Origin of the sequence: Agromyces humatus, from assembly GCF_021228295.1 — a bacterium.
In the GTDB taxonomy this organism is placed as follows: Bacteria; Actinomycetota; Actinomycetes; order Actinomycetales; family Microbacteriaceae; genus Agromyces; species Agromyces humatus.
The window spans coordinates 282,802-304,273 of record NZ_JAJQPD010000004.1 but is presented as its reverse complement, the minus strand read 5'-3'; the positions used below and the strand labels follow the sequence as shown (position 1 = coordinate 304,273).

Here is a 21,472-nt window from a genome sequence, read left to right as displayed (position 1 = left end):
CGCGGACTACGCACCGGCGGCGGCCTTCGTCGTGTTCCAGATGTCCACGCGAGCCTGTTGCGCGTCGTTCACCTCGCCCTCGCGCATGGTCGCGATCTGCTCGGGCGTGAAGAACACGAGGTCGAGCATCGGCAGCTCGGCCTCGGCTGCCGCCGCTTCGATGCCCGTCGCGCCCGTGTGGTAGCCGATGTAGTCGAGCTGCATCAACTGGTTCTCAGGGGTGAGCACGTAGTTGATGAACGCGTGCGCGGCCTCGGGGTTCGGTGCGCCCGTCGCGATCGCCCAGTTGTCCATCCAGATCTCGGTCTCGGGGCCGGGGAACACCCACTGCCAGCGGTCGGGGTCGGGGCTCTCGAGGATGCCGATGCGTGCATCGCCGTTCCACGACTGCATGAGCACGTGCGTGCCCTGCGGGATCGCCGCGCCGCCCGGGTACGAGTCGAATGCCGAGATGTTCGGCGCCAGCGTGTTCACGAGGAAGTCCTCGGCGGCGGCGAGTTCGCCCGCGTCGGTCGTGTTCCAATCGATGCCGTTGGCCCAGAAGTACATGCCCGTCAGGTCGCCCGGGTCGTCGAGGACGCTCGTCTTGCCGCTCGCCTCGTTCTGCGCGGCGTCGAGGAAGTCGGCCCACGATGTGAGCTCGCGCGAGATGACGGTCTTGTCGTAGACGAAGCCCGTCGTGCCCCACGCCTTGCAGATCGAGTAGGCGTTGTCGGGGTCCCACGCGCGACCGAGGAACGCCGGGTCCATGAACTCGAGGTTCGGGATGAGGTCGAGGTTGAGTTCCTGCAGCAGTCCGTTCTCGATCATCTGCGGGATGAACACGCCCGTCGGCACGACGAGGTCGTAGCCCGACGTGCCCTTCGCCGCGACGAGTTTCGAGATGAGCTCCTCGTTCGAGCCGAACGAGTCGAGGGTGATGGCCGGGCCGAGCTCGTCGGTGAACGCGCTCAGCACGTCGGGGTTGTCGTAGTCGCCCCAGGTGTAGATCGAGAGCGCGTCCTCGAGCTCGGCGCCGACGGCCTGGGGTGCGCTCGAGGTTCCGCCGCCCGTGCTGCACGCGGCGAGGAGGCCGGTGGCGCTCGCCGCCGCCGCGAAGCTGAGGAAGCGTCGTCGCGAGAGCTCGCTGCGAATGACCTTCGCGGCGCTCTCACTGGCGAGGATGCGGACAGGCGTGCGGGTGTGGGTCATCTCGGTCTCCCTCGGGACGGGGTTGGGGTGGGATCGGTGAGTCGGTGGGTCGGTGTGATCGTTCAGAGTGTGGGCGGGGCGACGTAGCCGCCCGCGGCCGCGGCGTCGTCGCCCGGGAAGAGCAGCACGCTCTCGGCACTCCACGTGCAGACGACCGTGTCGCCGACAGCGATGCCGGGAGCCTCGGGGGTGGGGCGGCGCACGATGAGGCTCTGGTCGTCGCCGAGGCGCACCAGGAACTGCATGGTCTCGCCGAGGTGCGAAATGCCGATCAGCTGTCCTCGTGCGGCATTCACGGCGTCGGATGCAGCGCCCGCGACATCCGCTTCGATGCGGACGTTCTCGGGGCGGACCGCAGCCTGGCCGCCCTGCCCGTCGACGAGGTCTGCGCGGGTGCCGCGCACCACTGCGTGAGGTGATTCGACGGCGGCGCCGCCCTCGACGGCGGTGCCGCGGAAGAAGTTCTGCTGCCCGACGAACGCGGCCACGTACGCCGAGGCAGGCCGTGCATAGACGGTGTCGGCGTCGGCGAGCTGGTCGATGCGGCCGTCGCGCATGATCGCGATGCGGTCGCTCATCGAGAGGGCCTCGCCCTGGTCGTGCGTGACGAACACGAACGTGATGCCGAGTCGCAACTGCAGGAGTTTCAGCTCGAGTTGCATCTCTTCGCGCAGCTGCCGGTCGAGCGCACCGAGCGGCTCGTCGAGCAGCAGCACCGCCGGGCGGTTCACGAGGGCTCGCGCGAGCGCGACGCGCTGCTGCTGCCCGCCCGAGAGCTGGGTGGGCTTGCGGTCGGCGAACCTGCGCATCTGCACGAGATCGAGCGCCTCGGAGACCTGCTCGCGGATCGCGGACTTCGGCGTGCGTCGCTGCTGCAGCCCGTAGGCCACGTTCTCGGCGACCGACATGTGCGGGAAGAGCGCGTAGGCCTGGAACACCGTGTTGACGTTGCGATGGTAGGGCGGGGTGCCCAGCACAGATCGTCCGGAGATGCGGATGTCTCCGGCGTCGGGCTGCTCGAACCCGGCGATCATGCGCAGCGTCGTGGTCTTGCCGCAGCCCGACGGCCCGAGCAGCGAGATGAACTCGCCCGCCTCGATCGTGAGCGACATGCCGTCGACCGCGGTGGCCTGGCCGTAGCGCTTGGTCACGCCGTCGAGCACGACGGTGCCCTCGGATTCGGCCTGGTTCATGGTTGAGGCCGCCCGGGCCTCGGTCGTCGCCGTTGTCACCTGATGGCACCTCCCGGTTCGCCTGCGCGTCGTCGCGTCCGGCCATTCAATCCGCGACGGCGCTTCGAAGGCAATGGCCGCACCGAGAACCGGACGAACCATCGGGCAAGCGCCCCCACCACGACACTTCGTCCGGCGACTTGCTGCGCATCCGAAGCATGTGCGCCTACAGGGGTGCTCGGCGACGCCGCGATCAGACGAAGCCGAACACCGGCGGGAAGGCGAGAACGATGATCCCAGCCCAGCCGAGGTAGATCGGGAGGAATCCGGTCTGCCAGCGTTCGATGGTGCCGAACGGCACGCGCCGACGCACGAAGCCGACCTGCAGCCATGCGGCCCACGCGAGGTTCGTCAGCAGGATGAGATTCAGCCCGAGCGAGGCGGTCTTGTTCGCGCTCCACCCGAACTCACCCGTGCGGGCGACCATCGCGACGAGCACGATGCCGTCGACGACGAGCGCGGCCGCGAGCATGAGCACCTGCAGTCGGTCGAACCAACCCGGGGGGATCGCGGGGTCGCGGGCCGAGATCGAGTACACGAGGAGTGCCACGACCACGACGAGCACGAGGTCGAAGGCGATGAGCAGGTCGCGGCTGCCGTCGACGAGGTTCCACTGCATGACGGCGGCGACGATGAGCGCCAGCATCATGAGCGTGAAGAGCGGCGTGAACACCTTCGTGAGCACCGGGGCGATGTTCTCGATGACGCGCTGCTTCGCGCCCACGAGCCAGGCCGCCACGAGCACCGCGCCCGCCGCACCGCACGGCAGCACCCACTCGCCGATGAACGGCATGATCTCCACCTGGATCGAGGCGAACACCGCGATCGTGAGTCCGCTCAGTGCGCCGCCGACGATTGCGATGAGCACGAAGTAGACGAGCCACTCGCCGCTGAATCGCAGGAAGTCCATGCGAGTGCGATCGCTCTGCCAGACTCCGCCCGCCTCGACGATGCCCGTGACGAGCCAGAGCGCGACGATCGAGCCGATCGTCGCGAGCACCGCGGTCGCCGAGTTCTGCGTCGCGAACGTGACCGTCGACGATCCTCCGTCGAACGGGTAGAGGTTCAGCGCGAGCGTGACGACCGCGAACGCCGCGGCGACGCCGATGAGGGTGGCGACCGGAGGTCGTCGCAGCCACGCGAACCACGCCGCGAGGAACGGCAGCACGAGCACCGCGATGTTCCGGACGACGAGTTCTGGTTCACCGGTGAGGAGCTCTGTCGCCTTCACGGCGATGCCCGCGCCGACGCCGAGCGCGAGTGCGACGGCCAACCCGTTCGCTCGGTGCAGGAAGGGGACTGCACTGGTCGCGGCCTCGCCATCGCCGCTCCGCGCCGAGTCGTCGAGCACGAGCTGCTTCCAGAGCCGGCCGGAGTGCTCGGCGGCGTACTCGCGCGAGAGGTCATCGATGCCGCCGAGCCGCTTCACCGCGATGAGGAACGCCTCGTCGTCGGCGAACCCTGCGGCCGTGAGGGAGTCGACCCGGTCGCGGAGGTGGGATTCGAGCTCATCGACGTCGCGGACGCTGAGGGCGTCGCGACGCTCCATCCAGCTGCGCCAGGACGCGACGAGCTCGTCGAGCGTGTGGGCCTGTTCGGTCGTCATCGCTCAGCCCAGCCCGAGCGCGAGCCGCGGCTGCCGGTCGTCGGGACCGCCCGGCCAGACCTGATCGAGCACCCCGCCGATGACCGACCACTGCCTGCGCTGGTCGGCGAGCGTCGAGGCGCCCTGCACGCTGAGGCGGTAGTGCTTGCGCGCCCGTCCGCCCGGCGACTGTCGCCACTCGGAGTCGACGTGGCCGAGTCGTTCGAGCCGGTGCAGCAGGGGGTAGAGCATGCCGTCGCTCCACTCGAGCTCGCCGCCCGAGAGGTCGGCGATGCGCTGCAGGATGGCGTAGCCGTACGACTCGCCCTCGGCGAGGATGCCGAGCACCACAGGCGTGGCCGCCGCCGCCACCAGGTCTTTGCCGAGCCGCATGCGTGCTCCGATCGTGTCATTGCGGACATCGCAGATCCGGATACCTAGATCTGCAAGGTACATAGAACTGCAAGGTATCACCTGCATCGGGTTTCGCGCCAGAGCCCACGGCACGAGGGTTCTTCCGCCGCGCAGAAGAACCGGGAAAGTTCACCCCCGGATTCGTCGGAGTCGGGTGTCGCACCGGGCGCAGAGTGGGTTCACAGCCACCGCACGAACCACCGAAGGAGCACGACGATGAGCACCGACCGCCCCGGCGACCAGACCCAGACCGCAGCCGAGCTGCAGCTCGAGTGGGACGCGAACCCCCGCTGGAGCGACATCCGCCGCGACTACACCGCCGCCGACGTCGTCGCCCTGCGTGGCCCGGTCCGCGAAGAGCGCACGCTCGCCAAGCGAGGCGCCGAGAAGCTGTGGAACGACATCCAGCAGAACACCGGCACGGCCTTCGCGCCGCAGGAGGACCCGCAGTGGTCGGCCGCGCTCGGCGCCCTCACCGGCAACCAGGCCGTGCAGCAGGTGCGCGCGGGCCTGAAGGCGATCTACCTGTCGGGCTGGCAGGTCGCGGCCGACGCGAACCTCAGCGGCCAGACCTACCCCGACCAGTCGCTCTACCCCGCGAACTCGGTGCCCGCCGTCGTGCGCCGCATCAACAATGCGCTGCTGCGCGCCGGCCAGATCGAGCAGGATGCGGTTTCGACAGGCTCGGTTTCGACAGGCTCAACCGGCGTGAAGGACTGGATGGCGCCGATCGTCGCCGACGCCGAGGCCGGCTTCGGCGGACCCCTCAACGCCTACGAGCTCATGCACCAGATGATCGAGGCCGGCGCCGCCGGCGTGCACTGGGAGGACCAGCTCGCGAGCGAGAAGAAGTGCGGCCACATGGGCGGCAAGGTGCTGATCCCGACGGGCCAGCACATCCGCACGATCAACGCGGCGCGCCTGGCGGCGGACGTCGCGGGGGTCCCGTCGATCATCATCGCCCGCACCGACGCGCTCGCCGCGACCCTGCTCACGAGCGACCACGACGAGCGCGACCGCCCCTTCGTGACGGGCGAGCGCACCGCCGAGGGCTTCTACGAGGTGCAGAACGGCATCGAGCCGGTCATCGCCCGCGGCCTCGCCTACGCCGAGTACGCCGACCTGCTCTGGGTCGAGTCGGCCGAGCCCGACCTCGACCTGGCCCGCCGCTTCGCCGAGGCCGTGCACGCGAAGTTCCCGGGCAAGCGCCTGAGCTACAACTGCTCGCCGTCGTTCAACTGGAAGCGTCACCTCGACGACGACCAGATCGCGAAGTTCCAGCGCGAGCTCGCGTCGATGGGCTACGCCTTCCAGTTCATCACCCTCGCGGGCTTCCACTCCCTGAACCATGGCATGTTCACGCTCGCCAAGGACTACAACGAGCGCCACATGTCGGCCTACGTCGAACTCCAGGAGGCCGAATTCGCCTCGGAGGCATCCGGCTACACCGCCACGCGCCACCAGCGCGAGGTCGGCACCGGCTACTTCGACCAGATCGCCACGGCGCTGAACCCCAACAGCGCCACCCTCGCCCTCGTCGGATCGACCGAGGAAGAACAGTTCAACCACTGACCGCATCCGCGGGTTGAGGAGGCGGTTCACCGCCGTCTCGAAACCCATTCGCCCAACGACCAGGTTTCGAGACGGCCCTGGCGGGCCTCCTCAGATTTCGAGACGGCCCTGGCGGGCCTCCTCAATCCGCGAGAAATGCAAGGAGACACGACCATGAACACCACACCCGCCATGACGCTCGAGCGCGAGCGAACGGATGCCGCGACATCCGCTCGTCGCATCGAACCGCAGCCGACGACCGGCAGCTTCCGGACCGTCGACCCGTGGATCGAGATCACCGCGCCCCTCGGGGAGCGCTACGACGAGATCCTGACGCCCGAGGCGCTCGCGTTCCTCGCCGAGCTTCACGACCGTTTCGCGCACACCCGGCACGAGCTGCTCGCAGTCCGCCTGCAGTCGCGGGTCGACGCGGCGAACGGCCGCGACCCGAAGTTCCTGCCCGAGACCGAGTGGATCCGCGAGGACGCATCGTGGCGGGTCGCCGGCGCCGCGCCGGGCCTCGAGGACCGTCGCGTCGAGATCACCGGGCCGACCGACCGCAAGATGGCGATCAACGCGCTGAACTCGGGCGCGAAGGTGTGGCTCGCCGACCAGGAGGACGCCACGAGCCCCACCTGGACGAACGTCATCGAGGGGCAGCTGACGCTGCGCGACTTCCTGCGCGGCGACCTCGGGTACACGAGCCCCGAGGGCAAGGAGTACCGGGTCGAGCGCCCGCTCGCCGAGACGCCGACGATCGTGATGCGGCCGCGCGGCTGGCACCTCGTCGAGAAGCACCTGAAGTTCCACGACCGTGCGGGGCGTGCGATGCACGCGTCGGGCTCGCTCGTCGACTTCGGGCTGTACTTCTTCCACAACGCGCAGCGGCTGATCGACGCCGGCCGCGGCCCGTACTTCTACCTGCCGAAGCTCGAGAGCCACCGCGAGGCGAAGCTGTGGAACGACATCTTCGTCTACGCGCAGAACGCGCTCGGCATCCCGCAGGGCACCGTGCGAGCGACGGTGCTCATCGAGACGATCCAGGCCGCGTTCCAGATGGACGAGATCCTCTACGAGCTGCGCGACCACTGCGCGGGCCTCAACGCCGGCCGGTGGGACTACATCTTCTCGATCGTGAAGACGTTCCGGTCGCGCGGACGCCGGTGGGTGCTGCCCGACCGCAAGTCGATCACCATGACCGTGCCGTTCATGCGCGCGTACACCGAACTGCTCGTGCAGACCTGCCACAAACGGGGGGCGCATGCCATCGGCGGCATGAGCGCATTCATCCCGAACCGTCGCGATGCGCTCGTGACCGAACGGGCGCTCGAGGCGGTCGCCGCCGACAAGCGTCGCGAGGCCGGCGACGGCTTCGACGGCACGTGGGTGGCGCACCCCGACCTCATCCCGACGGCGCGCGCCGAGTTCGACGCGGTGCTCGGCGACCGCCCGAACCAGGTCGATCGCCTGCGCGACGACGTCGAGGTGACGGCGGCGCGGCTGCTCGACATCCCGTCGGTCGGCGGCGAGGTCACCGAGGCGGGTGTGCACGACAACGTCTCGATCGCGATCCGCTACATCGAGTCGTGGCTGCGCGGGACGGGTGCGGCGGCCATCGACAACCTGATGGAGGATGCCGCGACCGCCGAGATCTCGCGTTCGCAGATCTGGCAGTGGCTCAATGAGAACACCGTCACGGCGGAGGGCACCCGCATCGACCAGACGTCGATCGTGCGCATCATGGCGGCCGCCGTCGCCGACCTGCCGCGCTTCGAGGGCGACCGGTTCGACGACGCGATCTCGGTGTTCCGCACCGTGGCGCTCGAGCCCGAGTTCCCGACGTTCCTGACCGTGGGGGCGTACGCGCGGCACCTGTGAGCTGCTGATCCGCGGCTCCGCCGACTGGGCGGGCCCGTTCAGGCCGATTCCGGAGACCCCGGAGGTGCACGGCCTGGGCGGGCTCGCCCGATCGCCCGGGGGCGAATGGCATTCGCCACTCGCCCCCGGAGGTTCGGATCAGCCGCAGCTCTTCGCGGCATAGTCGGCGCTCACTCCTCCCGTCCGTTCGTCTCCGGCTGCCGCGACGTCCACGGTCCCCGCATCGAGCGCGGTGGCACGCCTGGTGAACGTCTCGAGGATGGAGTCGCCCGGCTGAACGTCCGTCACCGTACGCTTGCCGAACGCGGTCGACAGAGTGATGTCGACGGGGACGGTGTCGTCGTTCGTTGCACGAACCGCGAGATACGCCTTGTGGACGGAGCAGCGAACCTCCGCGGTCGCACTGACCTCGAGTTCCTCCTTCACGCGGATGTTGCGGTAGTGGACCGTCTCGCCGCCTCCGTGGTTCTGGACGCCGATGAAGCCCTGTGCCAGGTCCCGCGCAGGATCGGTACTCGTGAACTCGTTCACGACCGTGCCGTTCAGGACCACCGTGATGGTCTGCCCCTTGACGACGATCTCGTACGCGTTCCACTCGCCAACCGGGTTGAGAGCCTCTGCCACTGCATCGGCATCGGCGCCCTGGAAGGTGTAGATCGCACCAGTCGTGCGGTCAGGCGCGTCGCTCGCGTCGATCTGGATCTCATAGCCCTTGTTCACGGCGACCCACGGGTCGGTTCCAGGGTTGGGGAAGCCGACGAACACGCCGCCGTTGTGATCCTGCGTGAGCTTCCAGTCGAGCTTGAGACTGTACTCCCCGAGCTCCTGAGCCGTGTACCAGAGCAGCCCCATACCACCGTGGGTCTGCAGGGTGCAATCGGCAGTTCGACCGAACCCGCCCGAGCCGGCAAGCCGCCAGTTCTCGAAGCTGGCGAGCGTTCCGTCGAAGAGGCCGGTGTATCCCGCCTCCGCCTCGGCGGGCGCGCAGATGTCGGCGCCTCCGCCGACGGAGAGCATGTCGATGTTGACGTGACCGTCGTCGCCGGTGTCGTACTTGAGCGCGATGGTGCTTCTGCCCGCAGGGAGGTCGATATCGCGAGTGACCGTCTTCCACGTCTTCCAGTCACCCGTGCTCGGCAGAGCCCATGGACCGACCTTCGTCCCGTTCACGTAGAGCGAGAGCTCCTTCGTGCCTTGGAACGGGTTCGGCCCATTCGCGTAGCGCAGGTTGACCGGGTGGGTCCCTTCCTCGTCGGCGGTGACCGAGAAGGATGCCCCGGACCCGACGTTCCCGAGCCCGTCGACGAACCCGGAGCCGGAGAAGCCGTTGTGCTCGATGTCGATGCCCGCGGTGCCGAGGAGTGCCGCCTCCTCAGCTTCATACCAGCCTCGGTCGGCGGGAGGCACGTACCCCGGGAGGGTGTTCAGTGTGTACCACGCCTCGGTGTTCCACAGTTCCTGGCCGGTCTCCGACACGAACGGACGCGGCGAACGCAGGTGCACGACGCGGTTCGGCTTGAGGCCGTCGAGGCTCACCGTGACGGTCTTCCGATCCTCGGACACGTCAGCCCCGGTGACACGCAGCGGCTCCTCGTCGATCTTCGGCCCGCCGTAGCTGGTCGTCGGCACGTATCGCCATTGCTCGGCACGATAGGCCTTCGCGATGTTCGCCGCGGTGTCCTCGGAGATCGGCTCGGTGTATGCGATCTCGAACCCGCCTTCGACGACACGAACGGACGTCATGTCGAAGGTGCTCTCGCTCACCGGGGAGAGTTTCTGCAGCCCGAACCGGAGCTTGCCCGATTCGCCCCAGTTGCCGCCCTCGCCGGTCCCGCCGACGTAGAGCGCACCGTCCGGTCCGACGATCACCCGGTTGACGCCCGACTCGAGGCCGGCGGTGTGACGGAAGACCGCACCCTGGTACTCCCCGTCGACTTCTTCGATGAACGCGCGCTGCAGCCCGCCATAGGTCACGTCACCGAACAGCATCTGGCCGGCGAAGGGTCCCTCCTCGAGGAGGATCGGCGTGCTCGGCGAGTTTCCGATCTCGTTCTGGGGGATCCACACCACCGGCTGGGTCACCGGCTTGGCATCGAACGGACCCGCAGGGTTGGTGAAGTGGTTGAAGAACCGGTCCTGCTCGACGTGCACGAGCTTGGAGGCCGGCAGCCAAGCACCCTGATTGTCCATGGCGAACAGCTCGTCATCGGGACCGAAGGCGATGCCGTTCGGAGTGCGCAGGCCGCCGGCGACGTAGCTCACCTCGCCGGTTGCACGGTCGACTTTGAGAGTGGTTCCGCGGTTCGGAGCGGGCTGCGGATTGGTGGTCGCCCCGCCGTTGTTGATCGCGACCGAGAGGTTCACGTAGAAGTTCTGGTCATCGTGGACGAGGCCGAAGGCGAACTCGTGGAAGTTGCCGCCATAGGGCCACTCAGCCAGCTTCGTGTGCACATCGTAGAAGCCGTCGCCGTCGGGGTCGCTGAGTTCGGTGAGCTGGTGTCGCTCGGAGACGTAGATCTTGTCGCCGATGACGTCGACGCCCATCGGGTTGAGCAGGTCGGTCGCGACCTTCGTGACCTCCACCTCCTCGGGCCCCGTGGCGTCGAGCACGTTGTCGAGCAGGAACACCTCTCCGGGCTCCGCGCCCGGCACCCATCCGCCGGAACTCACGGAACCGGTGGTGGACACGACAAGACGATTGTCGTCCGTGAAGTCGAGGCCCGAGACCTTTGGTTCGAACCCGGCGGGACGCAGGTCGATGAGGTCGTAGTTCGGATTGACGGTGTCCAGCCGGAGACCGTCGCCCGCGGTATCCGCGGCGCCCTCGCAGTACTTGGTCCCCGGCGCGGTCACACGCACGACGTTCGCGTCGGTGCTCAGCACGCTGTTCGGCACGACCTCGAATCCGGCTGCACCTGGCGGACGCCACTCGAGCTTCAGCATCTGGCCGTACTTGTCTTCGAAATGCTCGACGAAGAGCGCGTGGCTGCCTGCGGTCAGCGTTGTCGTGGCGTCCACCGCAGTCGGGCCCTGAAGCCCGTCGTTGTCGATGATGCGCTCCCCGTCGAGGATGAGCCTCGAGCCGTCGTCGCTCGTCAGGCGGAACGTGTAGTCACCGTCGGCCGGCACGTTCAGGTTCGCGATCACGTGCGTGACGAAGTAGTCGGTGCCGCCGAAGTCCGCGTCCGCGACGAAGTCGATCGTCGGCATCAGCTTGTCGACGTTCGGCGTCGTTCCCGACTTCAGCGTGCACAGCTCGGTCATTCCGGGCGGCACGTTGAAGGTGCGGAGCGTGACACCCGGTTCCTGCTCCGGCAGCTCAGCCGAAGCAGGTGCGGCCGCTCCCGCGATCGTCAGCGCGCTGGCGATCGTTGCGAGGGCGAGCGCTCCAGCGCCGAGGCGGGAACCGAACCGGCGTCGTACCGGCGGACTTGCAGTTACAGGCATCATCGCTCCTTTGGTCGATCAAGACGAGTCGACGAAGCGCGTCACTGCCACCTTCGCCAACAACAAACGTCCAGAGCTTAGGCGGCTTTCTCACGGTGTGTCTACAGGTTCCGACCGATACCATCCAAAAATTGTCGGCAGATATGCGACTTATGTTTGTCCAATGTCAATTCGCGCGGAGCTCAGGAGAATGGCCGCCAACACCCCGTGAGGGGGATGGCGGCCATTCTCCTGAGCGTCGACTCGACCCACCGCGTGCGTCGCCGCTGAAGGGCGGTGGGTGGCTCAGCGCAGCGGCACCTTCACGTCGCTGCCGCCCTCGGGCGTGAGCCGGGCGTTCATCTTCACGAGCGACGGCGTCGGCACGAAGCCGCCGGCGAACAGCGCCTCGCCCTGGCGGAACCACGGCGACCGGGCGAGCAGCGACGCCGGCGCATACCCGAAGTACGTGCCGACCTCGCCGAGGTCGACCGGTGAGGTCATTTTCATGAGCGCGAGGTTGTCGCACTGCGACAGGATGCCGGGATGCACCTTCGAGGGACGCTGGGTCGACAACAGCAGCCACAGGCCGAACTTGCGCCCCTCGGCGGCGATCTGCACGATCCGCTCGCGCACCGCGATCGCGAGGGGTGAGTCGAGACGAGGCGAGCAGAGGTTGTGGGCCTCGTCGATCACGAGCAGAACGGGGCGTCGCTCCTCGCGGCGCTCCCAGAGGTCGTCGAGCAGCGAGAGGGCGACCACGAGTTGTTGCTCGGGCGTCGAGAATCCGCCCAGGTCGAGCACGGTGGCGTCGGGTCGCTGCGCGACGACGTCGGTGACGGCCGTCTGGTCGCCGGCCCACACCTCCCAGTCGAGCACGCGCAGGTTCTCGATGCGGTCGGCGAGCGGATGCGTGTCACCCGACCCCTGCGCAGCCTGGATCATCGGCAGCATCTGGCCGATGTCGCCGACTCGCACGACCTCCTGCAGGTGGATGAGCGTGTTGTACTCGTCGCGGTCGGCGATGGGGTCGAGCCGCAGCACGGCAGCCTTCGACGGCAGGTTCATGTCGAGGAATCGTGCTCGCAGGCCGGCGTCGCCTTCGCCGCGTGGGCGAAGCACGCGGATGTCGCGTTGCGCGAGTGCTTCGGCGGCGGGCCCGCTCGCGTCGGGGTTGAGCTCGCCGAGCCGCACGAAGTCCGAGTTGGGGTCGAAGATCACGACCGGCAGCGCGGTGTGCGCGACCAGCTGCTCGAGCACGACGCCGAGCGCGTACGTCTTGCCCGAGCCGCTCTGCCCGCACCAGAACGTGTGCCGGTTGAATCGGTGGGGCAGCAGCTTCGCCGCACCGCCCGGGTCGGTCAGGTTCGTGCCGACCTCGAGCAGCGCACCTGTGGTGGCGTGCAGCATCTCGATGGTCGCGGCGTCGACCTCCTCGACCGTGCCCTGTTCGAACGGGTGGCTGCGAGCGGTGTCGAGCCCGCCGTCGCTGAGCACGCCGATGAGTCGCCCGCGGAGCAGCGCGGGCTGCGATTCGGTGCGCTCCTCGACGAGCGCGAGCTGCCGCTCGCCACCGCCCGAGACGATGACGAGCGAACCGGCGGTGAGGTTCGAGCCCGAGGCGTCGCCGACGAGGAACGAACGTCCGTCGTCGGAGCGGGCGATGGGCGAAGTCGCTGCATCCATGCGCCGATCATCCCACTCCTGCGGCAATGCCTCGGGCAATGCCGCTTCAGAAGCGACCGCCGGCTGCTAGCACACCTCCATGAGCTGGATGCCGTGTCCGGTCTGGCGCTTGTCGAGCACCGCTCCGTTCGAATTGCAGATGGCGTTGACGAGGAGGGCGAACCCCTCTCCGCCTTGGAAGTTGCCGTTCTCGCCCGGCAGACCGAAGTCCTGAACCGTGCCCGGCGGGACGAACGCCCAGACCTGCGGTGCGCCCGGGAAGACACTGGGCAGCCAGGCCCAGTTGCCGTTGATGATGGGGCCGTCGGTGCAGACAGCGCCGCACGCCGCCGGCGGCTTCGACACGTTGACGCAGTCGAGTGCATTCGCCGCGGTGGGAATGAACACGAATGCCGCGGTCAGGCCGATCGCCGCGAGTGACTTCTTGAACATGTTTCCTCCGTCGTTGCGTTGGATCCAGGAGAAGGATGAGACCCGCAGCAGGGTGAGGCCCGTTCACAGACGTTACTCAGCACCGAGGATTTGTCAATATCTGTTCGCGCGACACCTGGGACCCTGACGACCCGCTGCCGACGACCCGTGCGGGAGCGCCGTGTTCTCACCGGCACCGGCTCTGGAAGGATCGTGACCGTGCCAGACCTCCTGATCCGCCTCGCGAGCCCGGGCGATGCCGCGGCCCTCGCCGAGCTCGCCGCCGACACATTCCCACTCGCCTGCCCGCCGTCGACGACGGCCGAGGCCATCACCGCGTTCATCGCCGTGAACCTCACCGCCGAGCGCATGGCCGGGTACCTCGCCGACGTCGACCGCACCCTCCTCGTAGCGCACGAGCCCGATGGCCATTTCGTCGGTTACACGATGCTCATCGCCGGTGAACCCGGCGACACGGATGCAGCTGCAGCAGTGTCGGCGCGGCCCGCGATCGAGCTCAGCAAGTTCTACACGCGGGCGCTCGCCCACGGCTCGGGCGTGGTGGCCGGCCCGTTGATGTCTGCGACGCTCGAGGCGGCAGCGGCGACAGGTGCGGCGAGCGCGTGGCTCGGCGTGAACGAGGAGAACGCGCGCGCCATCCGCTTCTATGAGAAGCACGGCTTCGCGAAGGTCGGACGAAAGCATTTCCGCCTCGGAGACCGTGACGAGGACGATTGGGTGCTCGAGCGGCCGCTCGCGCCCATTGCCTGATCACGCGCTCGCTCGAGCGCGAGCGCCTCGTGACGGTCGTCGGCTCAGCGCGCCTACCCGCGCGCCGCCGCCTTCACGTGCTCGTACGCCGCGAGCGCCGCCGCGCGGGTCTGCTTCAGGTCGACGATCGGCTCAGGGTACTCGTCGGTGCCGATCTCGGCCACCCATCGCCGTACGTACTCGCCGTCGGGGTCGAACTTCGTCGCCTGCAGCTCGGGGTTGAACACGCGGAAGTACGGCGCGGCATCTGCGCCCGACCCGGCGACCCACTGCCAGTTGAACGGGTTCGATGCCGCGTCGGCATCGACGAGCGTGTCCCAGAACCACTGCTCGCCGCGGCGCCAGTCGATGAGCAGGTTCTTGGTGAGGAACGAGGCCACGACCATGCGCACGCGGTTGTGCATGGTGCCGGTGGCCCAGAGCTCGCGCATGCCGGCGTCGACGAGGGGCACACCGGTGCGCCCCTCCTCCCATGCGCGCAACGCGGCGGGATGCAGGCGCGGCCACGGGAACGCGTCGAATTCGCCGCGCCAGTTCGTCGTCGCCAACTCGGGTGCGTGGAACAGCACGTGCCAGGCGAACTCGCGCCAGCCGAGTTCGGTGCGGAACCGGTTCGCGCCCTCGCCGTGCACTCGCCGCTGGCGCATCGCGTGCCACACCTCGTGGGGGCTGAGCTCGCCCCAGCGCAGGTGCGGCGAGAGCCGCGAGGTCGCCGAGCGGGCAGGACGGTCGCGCCCGTCGGCGTAGTCGGCGAGGTCGTCGGCGAGGAACCCGCGCAGGCGCTCGTGCGCGGCGACCGCGCCCGGGCTCCAGGCCTCGCGCAGGCCGGCGGCCCAATCGGGGCGGGTGGGCAGCAGGCTCCAGTCGTCGAGGCGTTCGGTCGCGACATCCGTCGGCTCGATCTTCTCGGGCGCGGGCAGCGGATGCCGCGGCTCGGGCGCGTGCATGCACGCACGCCAGAACGGGGTGAACACCGAGAACGGCGTGCCCTGTCCGGTGCGGATGGTCCAAGGCTCGAACAACAGGTTCGCGGCGAAGCTCTGAACGATGAGACCGTCGTCGCGAAACGCCTGCTTGAGCTCGGCGTCGAGCCGGCGCTCGGGTCCGCCGTAGCGGCGGTTCCAGAACACGGCGCCCGCCCCCGTCTCGTCGACGAGCGAGCGGATGACGCGGGCGGCGGGCCCTCGTCGCAGCACGAGCCGCGCGCCGAGACCGTCGAGCGCCGCGCCGAGCGCCGTGAGCGAGCCGTTCAGCCACCACTTCGCGGCGCCGCCGAGCGGGCGGATGCCGGGGGACTCCTCGTCGAGCACGTACACGCACACGACGGGCGCGCCGCGTTCGACGGCGGCTGCGAGCGCCGGGTGATCGGCGACGCGCAGGTCGTCGCGGAACCAGACGATCGACGGTGCGACGCTCATGCGGCGACGATAGTCGACTCCCCTGACGGGCCGCCTGCGAATCCGATCAGGATGCCGCGCCCGCGCCCGCGTCCGCTGCCGCGCCCGCGTGCCGCGTGTGATCTGCGGTGCGCGCCGCGGCCCGCGCGATCGCCCAGGTGCCGAGCCCCGAGGCGAGGAACACCACCGCGAGGATCGCCCAACCGGCGAAGCCGTGCGCGATCGCGGTCGCGTTCACCACGAGCGGTGCCGCGAGCGCACCGACTGCGTACCCCATTCCGAACACGCCCTGGTAGGCGCCGGCCCGCAGCGGGTCGGCGAGCTCGAAGCTGAGCCCCCAGCCGCCCGCCTGCGAGAGCACCTCCGCGAACGCGTGCGCGAGCGCGGCGACCACGAGCACGGCGATCGCGAACCCGACGGGCAGGCCGGCCGCGGCCGCATACACGAGGCACGCGCCGGCCATCAGCCAGGCGCTGATCGCCGACACCCGAGCGGCCACCCTGAAGTCGTGCGTGCCCTTCGACAGCGGCACCTGGAAGATGACGACGATCACCGTGTTCAGGATGAGCAGCAGCGCGACGAGCACCTCGGGCGCCGCGGTCTCGCGCGCAATCCAGAGCGGCACGCCGAGTTCGGCGACCCCGAACTGCATGCCGAACACCGCGCTGAGGGCCGTGAACACGAGGTAGCGCGGGTCGCGCCACGGTGAGCGTCGCGCCCAGTCGCGGCGTGACGCCACAGCCGCGTCAGCGGTGGCCGCGGCATCGACCGATCCGGTTGCGGTCGTCACCGAGGCGACGGCCGGGCGAGCCGGCGCATCGACGCTGGCGGGCAGTTTCACGAGCTGGAACAGCCCGAGCAGGTAGAGCGCGCCCGCGCCGACGATGAGCGAGCGATACGCCTCGGCGGTGCCGAGCGCCAGCGCGAGGGCGCCGAGCCCCGACCCTGCCGCGATGGCCACGTTCGTGATGCTGCGCAGCACGGCACGCGCGTGCACCCGGCTCTCGCCCTCGAACGCCCGCGCGATGATCGCCGACCTGGTCGAGTTCGCGCCCATCTCGAACGCGCCGCAGATCACCGCGATGACGAGCGCCGAGATGAAGTCGCCCGCGAACACGTAGCTGATCAGTGCGACGCCCTCGATCGCCGTGAAGACGATCACGAGGCGCTTCGCACTGAATCGGTCGGCGAGCCACCCGCCCGCGAGCGACGCCACGACGCCTGCCCCGCTCGCCGCGGCGAGCACGATCGCGACCTCGTGCGGGGCGAGGCCCACGATGAACGTGAAGTACAGCACCGTGACAGTGAGGAAGATGCCGCGGCCGACCCGCGAGATGAGCGTGGCGCCGACCAGGATGCGCAGCACCGGGTCGGAGACGGAGGCGGCGAGCCGGGCGAACAGTCCCGGTCGCGGGTGTTCGGGAACGTCGATCGTGCCGGTATCGGATTCGGGTGTGGAGGTAGGGCTCACGCATACAGTTCTGGCAGAGACATCCGACCGACGAAATTGATGTAGCGTGACGCTTCATGTTGCGTTACGTGCTGAACGAGGCGGATGTCGCGACCGTGCGCTTCGGCATCTCACCGCTGTGCGAACTGGGGCTCTCGTTGCGTGCCATCCGCGACCCCTCGCGCTTCCCGCTGCAGCTTCCCTGGCTGCGTCGCACCGAGGCGTCGCGCGCAGGCCTCGACCTCGATGCGCTGTTCGCCCTCATCGACGACCGGCTGTGGACTCCCGACTTCCTGAACCCGCGCCCTGTCTCGCCCCTGACGCGCCTCGACGACGAGTTCGAGGTGCTCGCCGCGACGCCGCCCGACGAGTTCGTGCGCGACCTCGTGGCGGTGCACGGCCACGTGCCCGAGGTGTTCGCCGGCTCACCGCGGGTCGCGGTGCGGCGCATCGTGCAGGCGTTGCGCGAGCTCTGGACGGCGACATTCGAGCCCCACTGGCCGCGCATGCGGGCGGTACTCGAGGCCGACGTCGTCTACCGCGGCCGCCAGATCGCACAGGGCGGCCTCTCAGTCATGCTGAACGGCATCTCGTCGACGGTCGACTACGCCGACGGCATCGTGTCGGTGCGGCTCAAGGACCCGAACGACCGCGTGCAGCGCATCGACGGACACGGCCTCACGCTCGTGCCGACGATGTTCACGCGCCGCGGATCGGCGCCCGTCGGCGACGGGCCGCCGCTCATCATGTACCCGGCCCGCGGGCAGGGCGCGCTCTGGGAGGCGGAGCAGGTCGCGAACCCCGCGGGACTCGCGGCGATCCTCGGCCGAACCCGGGCGAGCCTGCTCTCCGCCCTCGGCGACCCGGCATCATCGACCGAACTCGGCGTGCGCTTCGGCGTCACGGCGTCGGCGGTGAACCAGCACCTGCGAGTGCTGCGCGACGCCGGCCTGCTCGTCTCGACTCGGTATGGGCACAGCGTGCTCTACCTGCGCAGCGAGCTCGGCAGCGCCCTGCTCGACGCGCGGCCGCTGACCCGCTGATCCTGATGGGGGAGTGCCGATTCGCGCCAGTGGGGACTACTCGACCGGCGGAGGAGCGGGATCGGACGCGATGCGCAGCACGACCTTGCCGCGCACGTGGCCGGCCTCGAGCAGGCGGTGCGCCTCGGCGCCCTGCTCGAGCGGCAGCTCGCGGTCGACGTGCACGCGGACCGCGCCGTCGTCGATCAGCCGCGTCATCACCGCGAGGGTGCGCGCGTCGGGGACGACCGAGTACCCGGTGGCGCGGATGCCCCGTGCCTCGGCCTCGGCGGCCATGGTCGGCCATGACGCCGTCGGGATGTTGACGATGAGGCCGCCGCGGCGCAGCACGTCGAGCGAGCGGGTGCCGGTCTCGTCGTGCACGTTGCCGATGAGATCGATGACCACGTCCTGCTCGCCCGCGACCTCCTCGAACCGCTCGCTCGTGTAGTCGACGACGCGGTGGGCGCCGAGCTCGCGCAGGAACTCGGCATTGCGGGGCGACCCGGTCGTCGTCACCGTCGCGCCGAAGTACGCGGCGAGCTGCACCGCGAAATGGCCCACCCCGCCCGCACCTGCGTGGATCAGCACCCGCTGCCCGTCGTGCACGCGCGCCGTGTCGACGACGGCGCCCCACGCGGTGAGCGCGGCGAGCGGCACCGCCGCGGCCTGGACGAAGTCGAGCGAGGTCGGCATCGGCGTGACGCTGAGCGACGTCGCCGCGACCAGCTCGGCATAGCTGCCGGCGGCGCGCGGCACCTTGGCCATGCCGTACACGCGGTCGCCCGGCTGCAGCGGGTGCGCGGCGTACGGGCTCGCCTCGACCACGCCGGCGAAGTCGAATCCGAGCACCGCGGGGAACGCGCCCAGCGAGCCCGAGACTCCTCGTCCGGCACGGGTCTTCACGTCGATCGGATTCACGCCCGCGGCGATGACCCGCACGAGCACCTCGTCGATCACGCGTCGCGCCGCGGGAACCTCGGCGATGTGGAGTTCGTCGGGCCCGCCCGTGCGGTCGATCACGAGCGCGCGCATCGTCTCGGTCATGGGTGGTATCGCCTCCGCTCTCAGCCGGCCGCGTGTCGCGGCATCCGGTGATGTGCTCCATTCTCGTGCACCACTAGGCTGCACTCAGCGTCGCCGAGCGGCGACCGAGAGGGGCGGGAAACGTGCGTCGACTGTTCGGAGTCCTGCGGTTGCTCGCAGCTGCCGCGATCATCGTGGCGATCGTCGGCCAGTTCGCCAACAGCCTCTCGATGGTGCCCGACCCGGCGGCGTTCGTCGTGAACTTCTTCAGCTTCTTCACGATCCTGTCGAACGCGCTCGCCGCGATCGTGCTGCTCATCGGCGCGTGGTACGGCCTTCGGGGGGTGTCCGAGCCCGACTGGTACACGTTCGCGCGTGCCGCGATCGTGACGTACATGACCACGACGCTCGTCGTCTACAACCTGCTGCTGCGCGACATCTCGCTCGACCAGGCCACCACCGTTCCGTGGTCGAACGAGATCCTGCACGTCTGGGCGCCGCTGTACCTGCTGCTCGACTGGATCCTCGCCCCCGGCCGTGGGCGCGTGCCGTGGAGCCGGTTCTGGTGGATCGCCGCGTTCCCGATCGCCTGGGTCGTCTACACGATCGTCCGCGGCGCGATCGTGGGCTGGTACCCGTATCCGTTCCTCGACCCCGCGATCGAGCCCGGGGTCGGCTATCGCGGCGTCACACTGTACGTCATCGCGATCGCCTCGTTCATCCTGCTCGTCGGCTCGGCGATCGTCGGCCTCAGCCAGGTGAGCTGGCCGTACCGTGCCGTCGACCCGCCGGTCGACGACGAGGCAGAGGAGCGCGGCGAGCGCGTCGTCGCCTGAGATCGCGGAGAGGGGCACGACGAAGAGGCGCCTCGAAGCCGGAAAGCGGTCGGGCGCGTTCAGACCTGACGGGCGTGATGCAGCCAGCGCCCGACCAGCTGGCCGACCATCATGTTCTGGTGCGCCTGGCCCTCGTCGCGCGCCGACACCATGCCGAGCGGAGCGCCGAGGGCACCCGCCCAGCGCTCGGCGATCGCGGTCGGATGCACGGGATCGCGAGGAGCGCCCACCACGAGCGAGCGGATGCCCCGTGCCTCGAGCCCCGCGAGCTCGGCGTCGCCGTGGAACGCGCGGTTGCGGGGGATCTCGACGAGCCGCATCGCCCGGCGCGCGGCGTCGGGGGCCGTGAACTGGCTGAGCAGGCCCTTCGCCCCGGCGGGGGACTCGGCGGCGACCCGCTGGAAGACCGATCGCTCGCGGAACTCATCGACGCCCGCGGGACCGGCGTCGATGAGCAACTGCCCGATCACGGGGTACGGGCGCAGGTTGTCGGGCAGGGACCGGTCGTCGAACGCCGGACGGATGAAGACCGCCCGCTCGATCGGCAGCAGGTCGTCGAGGATCAGCCGGAGCGCGATCGCCGAACCCATCGAGATGCCGATGACGGTGAGCGGGTTCGACGCGTCGAGCGCCGCGCCTGTGGCATCCGTCACCTGATCGCGCACCGTGACGGCAACCTCGGCGGCGAGCCGGTCGATCTCGAAGTCGGACGGGCTGCCGACCTCGAGGAAACCGCCATGGGCCCGAACGTCGGGCGCGATGATGAGCTCGTCGTCGCCGCACGAGGCGCGCACCGGCGAACTGAGCAGGTCGATCGGCTGTCGGCGGTCGGCACCGAGGCCGTGCAGCAGCAGTGTCGTCACGCGAGTGCACCCGGGCGATACACCGCGCGCGGGTCTTCGACCGGGGCGGTCGGGCGGATTGCGACGAGCAGCTCGTCGGCGAGGCGCACGAGGATCGCGATCTGGTCGTCGTCGCGGTCGACCCAGCGGCACCTGGGCTCGTCACTGACCGGCACGAAGTCGTCGTGCTGCTCCCAGACGACGAGCGTGCGCTCGGCGCCGAGCACGTACTGCTGCCACCAGACCTGACGCAGGTAGCCACGCGGGATGCCCCGCCACGGCTTCGACGTGGTCTTGATCTCGCACAGCTCGAGTGCGCCGCTCGGCGCGACGCGCAGGCCGTCGGGGGTCGCGAGGTGGCGTCGCTCGAACTCGGCGTGGAAGAGCAGCGTCGAGGGGTCGATGCCGTGCATGCGGCGCGCCCACTCGGCGATGACGGGCTCACGCTCGCGGCCGTGGTCGGTGAAGCGGCTGCCGCCGAAGCTCGTGCGGCTGCCGTGGAGCTTCTCATACGCTGCGGTGCGCACCGACTCGCGCGTGGCGAGCTTCGCGGCATCGGTCGCGGTCACGCCCCGGGCCCGTGCCCGCAGCCATGCGACCCGGTCGCCCGAGTCGGCGACCACGCGGGTCTCATGCGGAAGTCTCGGCCGCGGCTCTGCCGGAGCGGCCGACCATGCGCCCTCGAGGTCGAAGAGGGCGAACGGAGTATCGGGCACGGCTTCGAGCGTACTCGCCGCCGCGGTCATCGGGCAGG

Annotated in this window: 17 protein-coding genes; 5 read left to right on the top strand and 12 right to left on the bottom strand. The window is 69.4% G+C overall.

The window, feature by feature from the left end; genetic code table 11:
* Nucleotides 1-6 precede the first annotated feature (6 nt).
* The 4 genes from LSF15_RS08970 to LSF15_RS08955 form a co-directional block, all read right to left on the bottom strand.
* Nucleotides 7-1,191, bottom strand: coding sequence for a polyamine ABC transporter substrate-binding protein (locus LSF15_RS08970; protein WP_232498180.1), 1,185 nt, complete (start codon nt 1,189-1,191; stop codon nt 7-9).
* Nucleotides 1,192-1,253: 62 nt separating this feature from the next.
* Nucleotides 1,254-2,423, bottom strand: a complete 1,170-nt coding sequence (locus LSF15_RS08965) for an ABC transporter ATP-binding protein (protein WP_308188454.1) — start codon at nt 2,421-2,423, stop codon at nt 1,254-1,256.
* Between the two features lie 193 nt (nt 2,424-2,616).
* Nucleotides 2,617-4,029 (bottom strand): permease prefix domain 1-containing protein, encoded by a 1,413-nt coding sequence (locus LSF15_RS08960; RefSeq protein WP_232498179.1) that lies wholly within the window; start codon nt 4,027-4,029, stop codon nt 2,617-2,619.
* 3 nt (nt 4,030-4,032) lie between these two features.
* A complete protein-coding gene (locus LSF15_RS08955; RefSeq protein ID WP_232498178.1) occupies nt 4,033-4,401 on the bottom strand; it encodes a PadR family transcriptional regulator in 369 nt (122 codons plus the stop codon).
* A 237-nt stretch (nt 4,402-4,638) separates the two neighbouring features.
* On the opposite strand from LSF15_RS08955, the gene aceA reads away from it, so the two are divergent.
* Together aceA and aceB are read left to right on the top strand one after the other, a co-directional pair.
* On the top strand, nt 4,639-5,994 hold the full coding sequence (gene aceA, locus LSF15_RS08950; RefSeq protein WP_232498177.1) for an isocitrate lyase: 1,356 nt from the start codon (nt 4,639-4,641) through the stop codon (nt 5,992-5,994).
* Nucleotides 5,995-6,147: 153 nt separating this feature from the next.
* A complete protein-coding gene (aceB, locus tag LSF15_RS08945; RefSeq protein ID WP_232498176.1) occupies nt 6,148-7,851 on the top strand; it encodes a malate synthase A in 1,704 nt (567 codons plus the stop codon).
* 138 nt (nt 7,852-7,989) lie between these two features.
* Here the strand turns inward: aceB and LSF15_RS08940 are convergent, their stop codons facing one another.
* From LSF15_RS08940 to LSF15_RS08930, 3 genes are all read right to left on the bottom strand, one after another.
* Entirely contained in the window at nt 7,990-11,298 is a 3,309-nt protein-coding gene (locus tag LSF15_RS08940; RefSeq protein ID WP_232498175.1) for a 3-keto-alpha-glucoside-1,2-lyase-like domain-containing protein, read from the bottom strand.
* A 285-nt stretch (nt 11,299-11,583) separates the two neighbouring features.
* The gene (locus tag LSF15_RS08935) at nt 11,584-12,963 is read right to left on the bottom strand and encodes an ATP-binding protein (protein WP_232498174.1); all 1,380 of its coding nucleotides are present in this window, start codon (nt 12,961-12,963) and stop codon (nt 11,584-11,586) included.
* Nucleotides 12,964-13,029: 66 nt separating this feature from the next.
* Complete coding sequence (locus tag LSF15_RS08930) at nt 13,030-13,395, bottom strand: hypothetical protein (RefSeq protein WP_232498173.1); 366 nt, start codon at nt 13,393-13,395, stop codon at nt 13,030-13,032.
* Between the two features lie 198 nt (nt 13,396-13,593).
* On the opposite strand from LSF15_RS08930, the gene LSF15_RS08925 reads away from it, so the two are divergent.
* On the top strand, nt 13,594-14,145 hold the full coding sequence (locus LSF15_RS08925; protein WP_232498172.1) for a GNAT family N-acetyltransferase: 552 nt from the start codon (nt 13,594-13,596) through the stop codon (nt 14,143-14,145).
* Nucleotides 14,146-14,198: 53 nt separating this feature from the next.
* On the opposite strand, the gene LSF15_RS08920 is transcribed toward LSF15_RS08925, so the two are convergent.
* Both LSF15_RS08920 and LSF15_RS08915 read right to left on the bottom strand, forming a co-directional pair.
* Nucleotides 14,199-15,563 (bottom strand): cryptochrome/photolyase family protein, encoded by a 1,365-nt coding sequence (locus LSF15_RS08920; protein ID WP_232498171.1) that lies wholly within the window; start codon nt 15,561-15,563, stop codon nt 14,199-14,201.
* A 46-nt stretch (nt 15,564-15,609) separates the two neighbouring features.
* Nucleotides 15,610-17,013: an MFS transporter gene (locus LSF15_RS08915; protein ID WP_232498170.1), complete on the bottom strand. Its 1,404-nt coding sequence runs from the start codon at nt 17,011-17,013 to the stop codon at nt 15,610-15,612.
* 56 nt (nt 17,014-17,069) lie between these two features.
* Here LSF15_RS08915 and LSF15_RS08910 point away from each other — a divergent pair, with 56 nt between their 5' ends.
* Entirely contained in the window at nt 17,070-18,035 is a 966-nt protein-coding gene (locus tag LSF15_RS08910) for an ArsR/SmtB family transcription factor (protein WP_232498169.1), read from the top strand.
* A 36-nt stretch (nt 18,036-18,071) separates the two neighbouring features.
* On the opposite strand, the gene LSF15_RS08905 is transcribed toward LSF15_RS08910, so the two are convergent.
* Complete coding sequence (locus LSF15_RS08905) at nt 18,072-19,061, bottom strand: NADP-dependent oxidoreductase (RefSeq protein WP_232498168.1); 990 nt, start codon at nt 19,059-19,061, stop codon at nt 18,072-18,074.
* A gap of 122 nt (nt 19,062-19,183) precedes the next feature.
* Here LSF15_RS08905 and LSF15_RS08900 point away from each other — a divergent pair, with 122 nt between their 5' ends.
* A complete protein-coding gene (locus tag LSF15_RS08900) occupies nt 19,184-19,876 on the top strand; it encodes a Pr6Pr family membrane protein (RefSeq protein ID WP_232498167.1) in 693 nt (230 codons plus the stop codon).
* A gap of 59 nt (nt 19,877-19,935) precedes the next feature.
* On the opposite strand, the gene LSF15_RS08895 is transcribed toward LSF15_RS08900, so the two are convergent.
* Entirely contained in the window at nt 19,936-20,739 is an 804-nt protein-coding gene (locus LSF15_RS08895) for an alpha/beta fold hydrolase (protein WP_232498166.1), read from the bottom strand.
* Complete coding sequence (locus tag LSF15_RS08890) at nt 20,736-21,434, bottom strand: YqaJ viral recombinase family protein (RefSeq protein WP_372459958.1); 699 nt, start codon at nt 21,432-21,434, stop codon at nt 20,736-20,738. Before LSF15_RS08890 ends, LSF15_RS08895 begins: the two co-directional genes overlap by 4 nt.
* Nucleotides 21,435-21,472 lie beyond the last annotated feature (38 nt).